This window comes from Bacillus sp. FSL W8-0645, from assembly GCF_038007905.1.
GTDB classification, from domain to species: Bacteria; Bacillota; Bacilli; order Bacillales; family Bacillaceae; genus Bacillus; species Bacillus pumilus.
In genome coordinates, this window is record NZ_JBBOYC010000001.1 from 2718794 (window position 1) to 2734422 (window position 15629).

At 41.2% G+C, this 15629-nt stretch carries 13 protein-coding genes; 5 read left to right on the forward strand and 8 right to left on the reverse strand.

Annotated features, from left to right (window positions below; all coding sequences use genetic code 11):
• Positions 1-96 precede the first annotated feature (96 nt).
• Together NST39_RS13970 and NST39_RS13975 are read left to right on the forward strand one after the other, a co-directional pair.
• Positions 97-858, forward strand: coding sequence for an ABC transporter ATP-binding protein (locus NST39_RS13970; RefSeq protein WP_341028888.1), 762 nt, complete (start codon positions 97-99; stop codon positions 856-858).
• Entirely contained in the window at positions 848-2785 is a 1938-nt protein-coding gene (locus NST39_RS13975; RefSeq protein WP_341028889.1) for an ABC transporter permease, read from the forward strand. The genes NST39_RS13970 and NST39_RS13975 overlap by 11 nt, the downstream gene beginning before the upstream one ends.
• Before the next feature lie 40 nt (positions 2786-2825).
• Here NST39_RS13975 and NST39_RS13980 read toward each other — a convergent pair whose 3' ends face one another.
• Complete coding sequence (locus NST39_RS13980) at positions 2826-4178, reverse strand: amidohydrolase family protein (RefSeq protein WP_341028891.1); 1353 nt, start codon at positions 4176-4178, stop codon at positions 2826-2828.
• 104 nt (positions 4179-4282) lie between these two features.
• Positions 4283-4870: an NAD(P)H-dependent oxidoreductase gene (locus NST39_RS13985; protein WP_044139320.1), complete on the reverse strand. Its 588-nt coding sequence runs from the start codon at positions 4868-4870 to the stop codon at positions 4283-4285.
• A 117-nt stretch (positions 4871-4987) separates the two neighbouring features.
• Between NST39_RS13985 and NST39_RS13990 the strand changes: the two genes are divergently transcribed.
• Positions 4988-5419 (forward strand): MarR family winged helix-turn-helix transcriptional regulator, encoded by a 432-nt coding sequence (locus NST39_RS13990; RefSeq protein ID WP_341028893.1) that lies wholly within the window; start codon positions 4988-4990, stop codon positions 5417-5419.
• A gap of 115 nt (positions 5420-5534) precedes the next feature.
• Here NST39_RS13990 and NST39_RS13995 read toward each other — a convergent pair whose 3' ends face one another.
• The 5 genes from NST39_RS13995 to NST39_RS14015 all read right to left on the reverse strand — a co-directional run bounded on the left by NST39_RS13995 (position 5535) and on the right by NST39_RS14015 (position 10740).
• Positions 5535-6149, reverse strand: coding sequence for a LysE/ArgO family amino acid transporter (locus NST39_RS13995; RefSeq protein WP_341028895.1), 615 nt, complete (start codon positions 6147-6149; stop codon positions 5535-5537).
• A 130-nt stretch (positions 6150-6279) separates the two neighbouring features.
• Entirely contained in the window at positions 6280-7860 is a 1581-nt protein-coding gene (mbcS, locus tag NST39_RS14000; RefSeq protein ID WP_341028897.1) for an acyl-CoA synthetase MbcS, read from the reverse strand.
• Positions 7861-8085: 225 nt separating this feature from the next.
• A complete protein-coding gene (locus NST39_RS14005) occupies positions 8086-8298 on the reverse strand; it encodes an alpha/beta-type small acid-soluble spore protein (protein WP_003216385.1) in 213 nt (70 codons plus the stop codon).
• 89 nt (positions 8299-8387) lie between these two features.
• Complete coding sequence (thiI, locus tag NST39_RS14010; protein ID WP_341028899.1) at positions 8388-9593, reverse strand: tRNA uracil 4-sulfurtransferase ThiI; 1206 nt, start codon at positions 9591-9593, stop codon at positions 8388-8390.
• Between the two features lie 4 nt (positions 9594-9597).
• Positions 9598-10740, reverse strand: a complete 1143-nt coding sequence (locus tag NST39_RS14015; protein WP_113767557.1) for a cysteine desulfurase family protein — start codon at positions 10738-10740, stop codon at positions 9598-9600.
• Positions 10741-10940: 200 nt separating this feature from the next.
• On the opposite strand from NST39_RS14015, the gene brnQ (NST39_RS14020) reads away from it, so the two are divergent.
• Together brnQ (NST39_RS14020) and brnQ (NST39_RS14025) are read left to right on the forward strand one after the other, a co-directional pair.
• The gene (gene brnQ / locus NST39_RS14020) at positions 10941-12284 is read left to right on the forward strand and encodes a branched-chain amino acid transport system II carrier protein (protein ID WP_065098605.1); all 1344 of its coding nucleotides are present in this window, start codon (positions 10941-10943) and stop codon (positions 12282-12284) included.
• A gap of 208 nt (positions 12285-12492) precedes the next feature.
• Positions 12493-13836, forward strand: coding sequence for a branched-chain amino acid transport system II carrier protein (gene brnQ / locus NST39_RS14025; protein ID WP_065098606.1), 1344 nt, complete (start codon positions 12493-12495; stop codon positions 13834-13836).
• 41 nt (positions 13837-13877) lie between these two features.
• Here the strand turns inward: brnQ (NST39_RS14025) and ezrA are convergent, their stop codons facing one another.
• Complete coding sequence (ezrA, locus tag NST39_RS14030; protein ID WP_341028902.1) at positions 13878-15581, reverse strand: septation ring formation regulator EzrA; 1704 nt, start codon at positions 15579-15581, stop codon at positions 13878-13880.
• Positions 15582-15629 lie beyond the last annotated feature (48 nt).

Consider the following 15629-nt stretch of genomic DNA (forward strand, 5'->3'; position numbering starts at 1 on the left):
CACATGCTCGTCTGTTTTGTTCGCCAAATCGAAGGAAGTGCGGCGGGCTTCTTTTTATACTAGAGGTATCAATGAAATAGAAAAGGGGATCGACAAATGAACATTTTAGAAGCTCGCAAAATATATAAAAGCTACGGAAATAAATTCAACAAACAAGAGGTGCTGAGTGGCATTGACTTGACCATTGAAGCCGGAGAATTCGTCAGCATCATGGGGCCATCAGGTTCGGGGAAAACAACCCTTCTGAACGTATTGTCCTCTATTGATCATGTATCCAGCGGATCGATTCGTATTGCAGATGTTGAGATGACACAAATGAAGGATCAGCAGCTCGCAGAATTCAGAAAAAAGCAGCTTGGCTTTGTTTTTCAGGATTATAACTTACTTGATACACTCACGGTCAAAGAGAACATCCTCTTGCCATTATCTATCTCCAAAACGCCGAAGAAAGAAGCTTTCGAACGTTTTCAACAGCTTGCGGAGGACATGGGTATCTATGAACTAAGAGACAAATACCCGAATGAACTCTCTGGTGGACAAAAGCAGAGGACATCAGCAGTTCGTGCCTTCATTCATGAGCCGAGTCTGATTTTTGCGGATGAACCTACTGGAGCGCTTGATTCCAAATCTGCATCTGATTTACTCAATAAGCTGCAAGATTTCAATCAAAAACGAAAAGCAACCATTGTCATGGTGACACATGATCCTGTCGCAGCCAGCTATTCAAGACGCGTCATTTTTATCAAGGACGGACAAATCTATACTCAGTTAAATAAAGGTGCTTTAGAGAGAAAGATGTTTTTCGAGGATATTATGAAAACGCAAGGTGTCTTAGGCGGTGTGAAGCATGAACATTAATCAGCTCGTCTTCCGAAACCTGAAGAAAAATTTGAAAAATTACTACTTATACGTGTTCGCTCTTGTATTTAGTGTGGCGCTCTACTTTTCTTTTGTCACCTTGCAGTACTCACCAGCACTTGATGATGTAAAAGGGTCCATTAAGGGCGGTGCATCGATTAAAGCCGCTTCGGTGCTACTCATTGCCATTGTTGGGATCTTCCTGTTATATGCGAACAGCATTTTTATTAAACGCCGAGGGAAAGAAATAGGTCTCCTGCAGCTCATTGGCATGACGAAACAAAAAATTGCCAAACTGCTCAATGCAGAAAATTTTATCCTCTACATGTTCTCAATGGCTGTTGGCATCATAGCTGGATTTATCGGTTCAAAGCTCATGCTGATGGTGTTATTTAAAGTAACCGGCGTGAATGCCATCGCCAACCTGCATTTTTCAGGCATGGCCCTTTTGCAGACACTCATCGTCTTTTTCATCATCTATGGATTAATTATGTTAAGAAATAGATGGTTTATTAATAGACAGACGATTTTATCTTTGTTTAGAACCACGTCTTCTACAGAGCAGCGTGTGAAAAAAATCTCTGTGTTTGAAATCATCATTGGGGTTTTCGGTATTGTCTTGATCGGCTCAGGCTATTATATTTCTTCTCAGCTTTTTAGCGGCTCATACACGTCCATGCTTGAGTTATTTTCAGCCATGATTTATATTCTAGCCTCTGTCATTATCGGTACCTTTCTTTTTTATAAAGGCTCTGTTTCTTTCATTGCCAATATTGTACGGAAAAGAAAAAATGGCTATCTCGCCATTCATGAAGTCCTGTCTTTGTCATCTATTATGTTCCGGTTAAAATCAAGTGCACTGCTTTTAACGATTATTACAACCGTATCTGCTCTTGCGATCGGGTTGTTATCTTTAAGCTACATTTCCTATTACTCAGCAGAAAAAACGGCTGAACAACAGATTCCATCACATTTTGTCATGGGCTCTGAAAAGGAAGCAGCCACCTTCACTCGTGCACTTTCAGACAAGCATATTGCATATGAAAAAAAGCAGTTCAAGGTCATTCAAGCGGATTTTGACGCAAAGAAGATCATGGATTCGGAATTACAAAGTTTGAAGAAGGATCCAGGAGTCTTGACACTGCCTGTGATCAGTGAGAAAAATGCACCTCATATTCATGTTGAAAACAACGAAGTCATCTTAAGCGGCTACAGTGATTTATTGAAGAAATTCATGCCGATTCAAAGCTCGGGTGATGTGAAACTTCTTATCAAGCAACCGCTTGATTTAAAAGTCATTGATATGAAAAAAGATTACTTAATCTCTTACCGGTTCACTGCTGGCGGCATGCCTGTTGCCGTTGTTAGTCAAAACGTCTTTGAACAGCTGGACCAAAACAAGGATCCTAAGCTTCAGCTTGAGAATAACCAATATATTGCGATCAATGTAAATGATGAGAAACATATTGAACAAGCCAATGACATCTTTACTTCTTTAAAAATGGGTGATGACAGCATGTCTCAATTAGCTTCAGCTCAGCAGCAGAAACAAACAATGGGACTGATGATGTTTGTCCTCGGATTTTTAGGCCTAAGCTTCCTTGTCACATCAGGCTGTATTTTATACTTCAAACAGATGAATGAAAGTGAAGAGGAACAAAGCTCGTACACGATCTTACGTAAGCTTGGCTTTACAGAGAAAGATCTATTAAAAGGCATTCGGCTCAAACAGCTATTTAACTTTGGGATTCCGCTCATCATCGGATTACTGCACAGCTACTTTGCAATACAATCAGGCTGGTTTTTATTCGGCGGTGAACTGTGGACACCAATGCTCATCGTCATGTCGATTTATACGGTGTTATATTCTATCTTCGGATTCCTATCTGTCCAGTATTACAAAAAGGTCATTAAAGAATCCTTGTAATTTATTCCCCATAGGCAGTTGCCTATGGGGATATGTTTGTTTATGATGGAGTTGATTCAAACTTATGTGATAGAATATGATCTCTTGCCGCATAAGCTTTCCGTTTGACCTCTTCTAGGTTCACACCGACAAGCTTTCCGTTTCGTTTCACTGCTTTTCCAGCCACATAGACAGAATCAACATTTGAAGGATGTGCCGTTTGGACAACCGCTCCAGCAGGGTCTGTCATCGGCAGAAGATTCATGCTTGTCCGGTCGATCAGGATGAAATCAGCTTCTTTTCCAGGTGTGAGCGAGCCAATTTTATGATCAAGCTGTAATGCACGAGCTCCATTGATCGTCGCAGCTTCAAGCATTTGATGAGCAGAAATCCCAAGTTCAGGTCCTGGCATGATGCCCTCCATCAGCAATGATTGATTTTGGATCGCACGCTCTGCCTGAAGCCCGAATTTCATTTGAGCAAACAAATCTCCGCCTGTCGCTGTGACCACGTCTACACCGAGCGTTGGAAGAACACCTTGTTCGATCGCAAGTCCTGTGACAGGATAACCGTGACCCATCATCATCTCAATTTCAGGTGTAATGGATATGGAGCTTCCGCTATCTGCCAGCATCTTCATTTGATCCGCATCGATTGCATTGATATGCACCATGTTGAGATCAGGTCCAAGTAACCCTGCTTTGTGAAGCCGCTCAATCGAACGATCCTCCGCTCCCCAGTTCCCAAAGCCAATGTGCATACTGCATAAAGCATCTAGCGACCGGGCTGTTTCAATTTCAAATACTGAAGTTTCCCATGAAGAAAACTCTGGTCCACGAATCGCAAGCCCCATTGTCAAAAGCTGATCTGATGATTGAAAATGTGCTTTTTTCACGCGTGCTGCGTCCTCCATATTGGTGAGCGTGCTCCCCCTATCCCAATACTCAGCATCTCCAGAGGAACCGAAAGCAAAAACAGCTCGAATGCCCGCATCTTTCAACCCTCCGATGAGTTCTTCTGTATGATCCATTGAATTGATCATCGTCCAGTCTAGAAATGTGGTCACTCCGGCATCTAATGCATCTAATGCCCCTAAATAATTTGCAATTCGATCGTCAGATGGGCGTCTCATCGCACCATAGTTCCCATAATAGATTTTGCTCAAATATGTCTGCAAAGACCAATCTGTGCCTATGCCTCTGATGACAGACTGCCACACATGACGATGTGTATCCACAAGCCCTGGCATGATCACCATATCGGACGCATCAACAATGGCGGCATCATTTGCTTCAATTAAAGGTCCGACTTCTAAAATGTGTGTCCCTTCAATTAATAAATCTCCTTTTTCTAAAAAACCTAAAGTTGGATCAAGAGTTAAAAGCGCTGCATCTTTAAACAATGTTTTCTTCATCCATATCCCCCTTTTCAAATGACGAGGAAGAGTTCTCCCACCCTCACTGTTATTTTAAAACATAAAAGGATCGAATTAGAAGAAAAGTGACTTCGCTAACTGTTTTATGAGCTGATTTTTCTGAAATAGTTGTAAATACGTTTTAATTTGACGTCATGTTTTCCTTTTGGGCTTTCCATCATGCCGAACTCAAAGAACTTCACAGGTTTGATTCCGACATAGTGTAAAAGGGCTCGTTTCATTAAGATCTTGTGTGCATTTTGCAAAAAGAACAAAGGGTAGTTGGTTGGTCCTTGCATCGTCGATACACAAACAGCACTTTTTCCTTTTAACAGTCCTTCTGGAAACAGCCCGCCTGTTTGACGATAAGCAAAATTCGCAGCAAACATGCGGTCAATAAAGCCAAGCAGCATGGCTGGAGGTCTTCCCCACCAAATAGGATATACGAACACGATTTTGTCCGCCCATTTGATCTTCTCCTGATACACCCGAATGTCAGGGTCCTTATGCATGTCACGCCTTTTTTTCTCTTTATTAAAAATCAGCACGGGATCAAATTCTTCTTTGTATAAATCGATGATTTTCACTTCATGAACTAGTGGATTCTCTTCAGTGCCTTTCATAATTTCTTTTAAAAAAGCACCATTTAAACTATTGTGATGGGGGTGGGTATAAATAATGAGTACATTCATGTGTTAGCTCCTTTTATTATCATTTGATAACTAAAGGATATACCTCCGTTTTATAGTTGTCAAATGATAATTGTTTTTTGATAATAATTTTGGTATGTTACGTAGGAGGTGATAAACATGAAGCATCCCCATTTCTTCAAGGAATTCGTAGCATTTGCTTCTACTTTTTCAGAACTAAAACATGACCTGATGAACAAAGTCAAACCAGCTAACTTAACGACCTTGCAATACTTAATACTAGAGCAGCTAGCAGTCAGCGAACCGCTTACGCCTAGTGAAATTGCCGACTGTCAGCACATGTCTCTTCCGAATGTCAGCAGAGAACTAAAAAAACTACACGAAAAACAATTGATAGATAAAAAGGAAGACAAAGATGATAAGCGAAAGCATGTGATCATGCTGTCTGACAAAGGTCGTGCCTGTATGAACGAAGCCTTCCAGCATATCGAAAGGATGCTATTAGACAGCCTAACTTCCTCGGATATAGAACAAATGGATGATATCGTACAAGCTTTCCGCCTATTAAATCAAACGATTTTCAAAAAATGACCTGATGAAAAAAGCATGAGCGCTACGCTCATGCAAAGGTGGCTAAACTTCAAAATACAAAAAAGCGCGGGCTCTCATCTGCCCAAACGCTTCTCTCTTTTTTCTCTATGTACTTTTATACAACCAATTGATACGCAATATATAACGAGACAAGCCAGATCATGACCGCTGAAGCTTTATTGATACGGTTCATCCACTTACCGTTTGTATCTAACTTCCCTAGCATTTTCCCTAAAAGAGCGAGCCCAATAAACCATAACCAGGACACGATGATACAAGCGAGTGTAAATGCCAGTTTTTCTGACCCGTTATATTGAAGCAAATTTGTTCCAATCACGCCAATGGTATCGAGAATGGCGTGGGGATTTAAAAGTGAAACTGAACAGGCAAAGAGAATTTGTTTTCTCGCAGGCATGAATTCCCGCTGCTCTTTAGCATCTGTTGATGAGCTTGTGTTCCACACAGACCATCCCATATAAACTAAAAAACAAAATCCAATGAGATAAAGACACATTTGCAGCATAGGAATGGTGAACACCACAACAGAAACTCCAATGACAGCTAACGTAATTAAAAGTGTGTCACAAAGAGCAGCAGTGATAACAACAGGTAAAGCCTGATATAATCGCGGCTGAAGCGCTCCTTGCTGAAACACAAATACATTTTGTGCGCCCAATGGTAAAATGAGGCCAAAGGCAAGCACAATTCCATGAACGATGGCAATGAACATCTTCTAACATTCTCCTTTTCCAGTAATTCCTTCACATTTTAACATAAAACATCACAATCACTTCCAGCAGATTTAATTTTCCATAAAAAAAGCGCTGGATGCTTTCATCCAAACGCTTTTCGTTTATTCATCATAATCCTTTACGTGCAAGCTCTCTTTCTCTCAGCTCGACACGACGGATTTTCGCTGACGGTGTTTTTGGCAGTTCGTCAATGAATTCAATTTCTCTTGGGTATTTGTAAGGTGCTGTTGTGTTTTTGACATGTGTTTGCAGCTCTTTGATCAGCTTATCACTTTGTGCTGATTCATCACGCAGGACAACATATGCCTTCACGATGGATCCTCTGATTTCATCTGGACTAGCCACAACCGCACATTCTTTAACTGCTGGGTGTTTAATCAGCGCATCTTCTACTTCAAACGGCCCAATGGTATAGCCTGAGCTGACGATGATATCATCTCTGCGGCTTTCAAACCAGAAGTATCCATCTTCATCTTTTTTCGCTCGGTCACCGGTAATAAAGTAATTCCCACGGCGCTGCGCCTTTGTACGCTCTTCATCTTTGTAGTATTCCTTAAATAGCGCTGGCGTTTCGAGATGAACCGCAATGTCACCAACTTCTCCAGGAACGCATACGTTGCCGTCTTCATCAATGATCTCGACTTCGTTACCAGGTGTTGGTTTGCCCATACTACCAGGCTTGATGTCCATTCCTTTTAGCACCCCTACGAGCAGTGTGCTTTCTGTTTGGCCATAGCCATCTCGTACTTCTATATCGAAATGCTTTTTGAATGTATCAATGACTTCACGGTTCAGCGGCTCTCCCGCAGACACGGCACTATGCAGCTTTGGAAGCTCGTATTGACTCAAGTCATCTACTTTCGCCATAAATCGGTATTCTGTCGGCGTACAGCATAGGACATTGATTTCATTTTTTTGAAGTAGCTCTAAGTACGTATTTGGATTGAACTTCCCTCCGTATACAAAGCCTTCTGCGCCACTTCCTAACACAGATAAGAGAGGGCTCCACACCCATTTTTGCCAGCCTGGTCCTGCTGTCGCCCACACTTTATCTCCTTCATTAATGGAGAGCCATGCTTTGGCAGCAGTGCGTAAATGTGCATATGCCCAGCCATGTGTATGAACAACCCCTTTTGGGTTACCAGTTGTACCTGATGTATAGGATAAGAACGCCATGTCTGTGCGTGTTGTTGGAGCCATTTGCAGCTCGCTTGATTGCTCTTCCTTTTGCGCGGAAATGTTTGTCCAGCCATGATCGTTTTCACCGATTGAGAATGTTTTAAAATCGTTTGGCTGATTGGTTCCATCGAACGATTGAATGAATGAAGAGTAAACGATCGCTCCTTTTGCTTCTGCATGTTCAATTCGGTAATCTAAATCTTTTGCACGCAGCATTTCTGAACAAGGAATGACGACCATCCCTGTTTTCAAAATAGCCAAATAAATGCTGTATGCCTCTAGCATGCGCGGCACCATCACAATGATTTTATCGCCTTTTTTAAAGCCTGCATCTAACAACACATGTCCGATTTTATTGGCATCTTCCACTAAAGCTGCATAAGTCACATGCGCTTCCCCGCCATTTCCGTCCTGCCAGTGCAGAGCCATTTTCTCGCGGTTATGACTGAATGCTTCAATCTCGCTGACTAAGTTATATTGTTCTGGTGCAATTAAGTCTTCTCTTTTCATGGTACAGCTCCTTTTTGCCTCTTTCTATGAAACCATTCATGTTTCAATTTACCTATTCTAACATTCATAACTGAAAAATGCTTGAATTAGGACCTACTCCTAGTATTATGCCATAATTTTCGCCATTCGTCCTCTTTTTTAAAAATATTCTAACAATTAATATGTACAAAAAGAAAAGAGCGGGAATAATCCCGCTCATAAGCCATAGCTTTTCAATTGTGTGTCTTAGAAAGATCCGCCACCCATATGTTGTTGAGCGTAAGATACAAGACGTTTAGTGATTTCTCCACCAACTGATCCGTTAGCGCGAGCTGTTGTTTCTGGTCCAAGGTTTACGCCAAATTCTGAAGCGATTTCATACTTCATTTGGTCGATCGCTTGTGCAGCGCCTGGAACGACTAATTGGTTAGAACTGCTTTGTCTGTTTTGTTGAGCCATGTGTTCTCACCTCCTTGTGAATATAGAATGTGTAGAAACACATGACTTCATGCGATTGATTTTATGGTAATTATTATGAAATTTTTATTTTAGAATAAATCAGCGAATTCGTCAGCCGCTTTCTTCTCATTTTTGACGATAATCGTTTCGATTTGATCCACTGCCTCATCAAGCATTGGCTCGAAATCAGCAAAGCTTTCGTAGCGTTCTACTTTCTCAAGCTTTGGTTTTGTTTTAGGAGACGGCGGCGTAAAGATCGTACAGCAATCCTCAAAAGGCTGAATGCTTGTATCATATGTGCCAATTCGTCTCGCTTCATCAATAATGTCATTTTTATCAACCGCAATCAGCGGGCGAATGATTGGCGTATTTGTGACATGATTAATGGCATACATGCTTTCAAGCGTCTGGCTTGCGACTTGGCCAAGGCTTTCACCGGTAATAATCGCAAGTGCATCACGCTTCGCTCTTATTTTATCTGCTATTTTCAGCATCATTCTTCTTGTTGATGTCATCGTATAGTTTTCAGGTACTTGTTTGTGAATCAGCTCTTGAATTTTGGTGAAAGGAACAATGTGCAGCTTCACTTCGCCTCCATATGCCGCTAAACATTCTGCAAGATCAATGACCTTTTGCTTGGCACGTTCACTTGTATATGGGGGACTAAAGAAATGTACAGCTTCAATTTGAATTCCGCGTTTCATGGCCTGATAGCCGGCAACTGGGCTGTCAAAGCCGCCTGAAAGCATGAGCATCGCTCTTCCGCTTGAACCAACTGGCAGTCCGCCTGCACCTTTGACATCTTTAAATGTAATATATGTCGCATGTTCTCTTATTTCAATGCGCAAATGCACATCCGGCTGTTTGACATTGACCGTTAAGTTTTCCGTATTCTTCAGCACATGTCCGCCAATTTCCCGGTTCATTTCATTTGAATCAAGTTCAAATTGCTTATAAGAGCGTTTCGTTGAGACCTTAAATGTATCTCCTTGTTCATATACTTCCTGTACCGCTGTGAGTGCCGCTTCTTTGATGGCATCGAGGTTTGTCTCACATTTCACTGCCAGACTAAAGCTCTGAATGCCAAATACACCTTTAAGCTGTTCTGAAATCGGTTCAGGGTCTTCCCCGTTCAGCATGATCGTGATGCGGTCTCTGTCAGATGCATACTTTAATGCTTCAAAGTCTTTCAATACAAACCGGATATGCTGCCTTAGTTTTTCAATAAATTTCTTTCTATTTTTTCCTTTTGTTGAAATTTCACCAAAACGGACTAAAATATGATCATATTTCATGTTGTTATCTCATTCCTTTTAATTTTTTCACACTTTGTGCGATCGATGTGATGATTTGCGGCGCTAGTTCTGGTCCTTGTCCATACGTCAAACTGATTCTCATACTGCTTTTTGCCACTTCTTCCGGTTTCCCCATCGCTAGGAGAACATGGCTTGGCTCCTTTTTCTTGGCTGAGCAGGCAGAGGTTGTCGAAACATACATGCCTTCTTTTTCAAGCATATGAAGAAGGACCTCGATTTGAATACCTGGCACTGAAAAATTCACAATATGCGGCGCACTTTGCGTCAGCGGTGTGCTGATGACAATACCTTCTATTTCTCCAAGCTGCTTTTGCAGCTGCGTTTTTAAGTTTAGCATTTCATCATGATGTATTTTCAGCAGTTCGAATGAATGTTTCATGGCTTTTGCTAAGCTGACAGCACCAGCAGGGTTTTCGGTACCTGAACGTAGGCCTAATTCCTGCTCTCCTCCTGTGATAAAAGGTGCGAGCACTACACCTTTCTTTAAAAAGAGCGCTCCTGTGCCTTTTAAGCCATGAATTTTATGGCCAGATATCGTTAAAAGATCCACATCCAGTTGTTTATCAAGTGCTACTCTGCACATTCCCTGCACCCCGTCGACATGAAATAGGGCATTTTCAGCATGCTCACGAATCATGCCAGCAGCTTCTTCAATCGGCTGGATGGCACCCGTTTCGTTATTGACGTGCATCATGCTGACAAGCACTGTATCAGGGCGAAGCACTTCTTTTAAATGGTTCATATCTGCATGGCCATGCTCATTTACTTGAATATAGGAGATGTCAAAACCAAATAAAGCCTTCAGTTGTTCAAACGATTCGATGACAGAGGGGTGTTCAATTGCTGTTGTCACAATATGTTTCCCCCGATTCATTTTGGCGAGAGCTGCTCCTTTAATGGCGATGTTATTTGCTTCTGTTGCACCAGAAGTAAAAATAACCTCATATTGTTTCAAACCTGTATAGTGAAGGATTTGTTTTCTCGTTTCACTTAGCAAGCGACTCGCATCAATTCCGAGCTGATGTAGCGAAGACGGATTCCCAAAAAAACGTTCACTCACTTGCTGATATACTTGTAAAACCTCAGGGTACGGTTTTGTTGTTGCACTATTATCGAGATAAATCATACTTGGACTCCTTACAAAAAGCTTTAAAAATAAATGCATTTATATGTTACCATAATGAAGTCAGACAGAGAATTTTCTGAAAATGGCAGTTGACAACTTTTCATTTTCACTATATCATGCATAGTGCAATTGGCACATAAACACCTAAATTGTCAGAATATTTAAATTTAGCACATTACATTGGATAAGGAGGAACTATTTTGAAAAATAGTTTAAGTATAAAAGAGACATTAGCCATTGGTTTAATGCTTTTTGCATTATTCTTTGGCGCAGGAAATATGATTTTCCCGCCTGTCCTTGGACAATATGCAGGTGAGAATGTTTGGCTTGCTATCGGTGGATTTTTACTCACAGGAGTTGGTCTTCCGCTTCTAGGAGTTATTGCTATCGCCCTTACAGGTACCGGTGCAAAAGGCCTTGCGGATAAAGCCCATCCTATATTTGGAACCATTTTCACTGTCATTCTGTATTTATCCATAGGACCATTTTTTGCTATCCCGCGAACAGGTACGGTTTCTTACGAGATTGGATTAGCACCGTTTCTGTCTGAAACACAAATCTCTTCATGGGTACCGCTTTTCTTATTCACCCTTGTGTTTTTCACGATTACGTATCTGCTCGCTTTGAACCCTTCAAAGCTTGTTGATCGAATCGGCAAAGTGTTGACACCTATCTTATTAACGGTCATTGCAATTATTGTATTTAAAGCCATAGCTACACCGATGGGAATAATCGGTGCGCCTGATGCGACTTATAAAGCAAACCCTCTCTTCACTGGGTTTTTAGAGGGCTATAAAACAATGGATGCTCTCGCTTCTCTCGTATTTGGAATCGTTGTTGTGACAGCTGTTAAAGAAAGAGGCATCACAGAGCGCAAATCTCTTGCGGCGGCCTGTATAAAAGCTGGCCTTGTTGCAGCAGCTGGACTAGCACTAGTGTATATCTCGCTTGCTTATGTCGGTGCTTCAAGTCCTGATACAACCGGAATGGTTGGGGCAAATGAAGGCGGCAAACTGCTTTCACTATCAGCAAGCTTTTTATTTGGTTCTGCTGGTAACATTGTCCTTGGTGTAGCCATTTTATTTGCTTGTCTCACAACTAGTGTTGGGCTTGTCTCATCATGCGGCGAATATTTTTCAAAGCTTTTCCCAGCACTTTCTTATCGCACAGTCGTACTCATTGTTTCTTTATTTAGCACATTGGTTGCAAACCTTGGACTGGCACAAATCATCTCTCTATCGGTCCCTGTACTCGTAGCGATATATCCACTGGCAATTGTCATTATTTTATTGTCATTCCTTGACCGCTGGATTAACGGTAGACGAGTGATTTATGCAGTACCCCTGATTTTCACTGGGTTTTTTGCCATTATTGACGGCTTACTGGCTGCCAAATTCAATCTCGGTGGTTTGCCTGCCTTCTTAGACGCATTCATTCCATTTTACGATTTAGGCATTGGATGGGTCGTACCAGCAATTATCGGCGCAGGTATTGGCGTACTCATCTCTATGTTTACTAGCCCGCCTAAACAGCTCGCATCATAATCATGCTTCAAACATCCCCTTCCAAAGATGAAGGGGATGTTTTTTTATTGTCCTCCATATACTAAAATAGAAAAATTCATGATTTTTGTACGAAAACACATGTTGACATCAGATGCACATCCTTTATAATTAGTGAATGTTAATGAAGAACGGTTTTAGCAACTAATTAACAGAATATTTCAACATAATATTGGAGGCTTTATATTCAATGAAGGCAACATTGTCGACGAAAGATACAGTTATTATCGGTTTTATGTTATTTGCTCTATTCTTCGGCGCCGGAAATATGATTTATCCACCAGAGCTTGGGCAATATGCTGGCACAAATGTATGGAAAGCAATGGGCGGATTTTTATTAACAGGTGTCGGTTTACCTCTTCTAGGGATTATTGCAATCGCTTTGACAGGTCGAGATGCGAAAGGATTAGCTGATAAAGCTCACCCAGCTTTTGGAACAGCGTTTACCGTCATTTTATATTTATCTATTGGGCCACTTTTCGCTATTCCTCGTACAGGAACGGTTTCATATGAAATTGGTGCATTACCCTTTTTAGCAGGTGTACCAGCTTGGCTCTCACTTCTTTTATTCACACTTGTCTTTTTTGGTATTACGTATTATCTTGCTCTAAATCCAACGAAGATTGTAGATCGTGTAGGGAAAGTGTTAACACCGATTAAATTTACGATTATTCTTCTTATTATTGTCAAAGCCATTTTAACGCCGATGGGCGTCATTGGCACACCTGATGTATCCTATAGCAACGGGTCATTTTTCAAAGGATTTTTAGAGGGCTATAAAACAATGGATGCTCTTGCTTCTATTGTGTTTGGGGTTGTTGTCATCAACGCCATTAAAGGACGCGGTGTGACAAGTAAAAAGGCACTGACATCTGCTTGTATCAAAGCGGGTCTGATTGCAGCTTGCGGATTAACATTTGTTTATCTATCTCTTGCTTATTTAGGCGCTTCAAGTACACACGCCATTGGTTTTGTTGGAGATGGCAGTAAAATCTTGGCTCAGTCTTCTCAATTCCTATTTGGCAGTTTAGGAAATATTGTGTTGGGTGCTGCGATTACGGTTGCTTGTTTAACAACAAGTATCGGCCTCGTTACATCATGCGGAGAGTATTTCTCGAAGTTACTACCTAAACTTTCGTATAAAATGGTCGTTACACTCGTGACATTATTCAGTTTTATCATTTCGAATTTTGGACTTGCTCATATTATCGCTTTCTCTGTACCAGTTTTAACTGCGATTTATCCGCTAGCGATTGTGATCATTGTTTTGTCACTTGCTGATAAGTGGCTTGGACATAGAAGACCTGTATATGCTCTCTCTTTAATTTTAACAGGCTGCGTCAGCTTATTTGACGGCTTAGCAGCTGCGAAACTTCCAATCGATCCAATAAAAGACTTCTTCCAATCAATACTACCTTTATATGACCTTGGCATAGGCTGGATTGTCCCTGCAATACTTGGGATCGTGATCGGATTTGTAATCTCTCTTTTCACTTCTTCTGCTTCAGAAGAGCGTCAAAAACAAGCGTCATAATATAAAAAAAGCTGAAGTCCACTGATAGGACTTCAGCTTTTTTATTGATGCTGATACTCTTTTTTTTGCTGAGCTAACAGCTTTTGAACAGCTCCGGGTGATGCTTTTTCAACAGCCGCTGCTGCTATATCAAATGATCCGTTGTAATCATAGGCGTAAAATCTTCGTTCAGCCTCTTTTAATTGTTCTGAAAGAATATGGTTTTGACTTCTAAAACGATTGCCGTATTGAATGATTCGTTCAATTTGATCCACTTTACCAAGCATTTCTTCTGTCTCATCCACAACATTTCTGACTGTGTCAGAGGCATCTTTTAATTGCTGATTTACTGCCGGCATGTTGAGCGGCAGGTTTTCCAGCTGCTCATGCACTTGATGAATCATCTCCTGCGCTTTTTCAGCCCGCTCTTTCATCTCAGCAGGTACACCTGGAATATTGCTTTTATGCAGCTGGCGTACTGTATCTGTCAGCATGGTTTTGAGCTCAGCCAGTGTTTCTCTCGCTTGTAATTCTTCTTTTCTTAACGATTGGAGATGACCTTTAAATGTGTCATGCAATGCTTTTGCATCTTCGATAAAGGTCTCCAGCTGATTGATTTCATCCATTAATAATGAATATGCCACGTGATCACGATCAAGCTTCTCACGGATTTGTTTCATCAGCTTTTCAATTTCTTCTAAACGTTTTTCAAATGCTTTCTGTTGATCGAGTTCTCCTGCTGTCAGCTTGTAGCTTTCTTTCACAAGAGCCGTTTCTGCCTTTGTTTGTGTGTGATCTTGCTCGAGCTTTTCGAATGCTTCTGTGAGCTCAGGCATTCTGCTTTTGATTTCCTGACCTGCCTCTACTTCCGCCTCCAGCTGATCATACAGCGTCTCAATCGCATCATCAATCATTTGCAGAATGCTTGATGCCTCTTCTAAATTGAGTTCATCAATGAGCAATTTTTCCGCCCTCGCAAGCTGTTTGTTTAAAGTCTCCAGCTCTTTCGTGATCTGAATGTGCTCCAGCTTGTAGCCTTTTTCTGACATTTCTTGATATCCGTCTTTCAGCTTCGTCAGCTGACCTGGTACGGTTTGTTTGCAGTCTGCAATAAGCTTTGGTACATCATTGATATATAGTTGAAGCTGGTCGAGTCTGCGGTCTTGCTCAAGCAAAATCTTTCTTGCTTTCATGTAGTTTCCGTTTTCTGTTTCTTCCTCGTACTGCTTGATCCCTTCCCAGGCCTCATCTAAGTCCTGCTCCATTTTGTCATAAAGGGTGCCATATAAATGGCTGTACGCAAGTAGATTTTTTCGAACCGTTTGATATTGCTCTTTGACCTTTTCAATGTCCTTGCGATTTTGCTCCTCGCTTGTGACAAGGTCTGCAATTTCTTTTAAAATGTCTTCAATGTTCGAATCAGCAGCACTCAGCAAGTCCTCAATATGCGTTAGAACCTGCTTGGCTTTGGAGAATCGATATTTATCAGAATACTCTTCTGCGTCATATAATAGCTCCTCTACCTTTGGAAGATGGGCTGTGACGATATCGTCCCACTCTGCACGCCATCTTTCAAAAAATTGCTCTGTTTCTCCGGTCATTTTTAAGTGTTTGATTTTTGAAATTTCTTCTACAATTGATCTGTTCAAAATTTCAATTTTCCATGCTTCCAATCGGTCAATCTCTTTATATATATTTTTTCTGAGGAAATAACCGACTGAAAACAAAGCAAGCAAAATGACAATTAAACCGATGATAAACTCCATAATGAGCCCCCTTGTTGTGATCTAAGTGATGTCAGGGTAAAAGTGTCC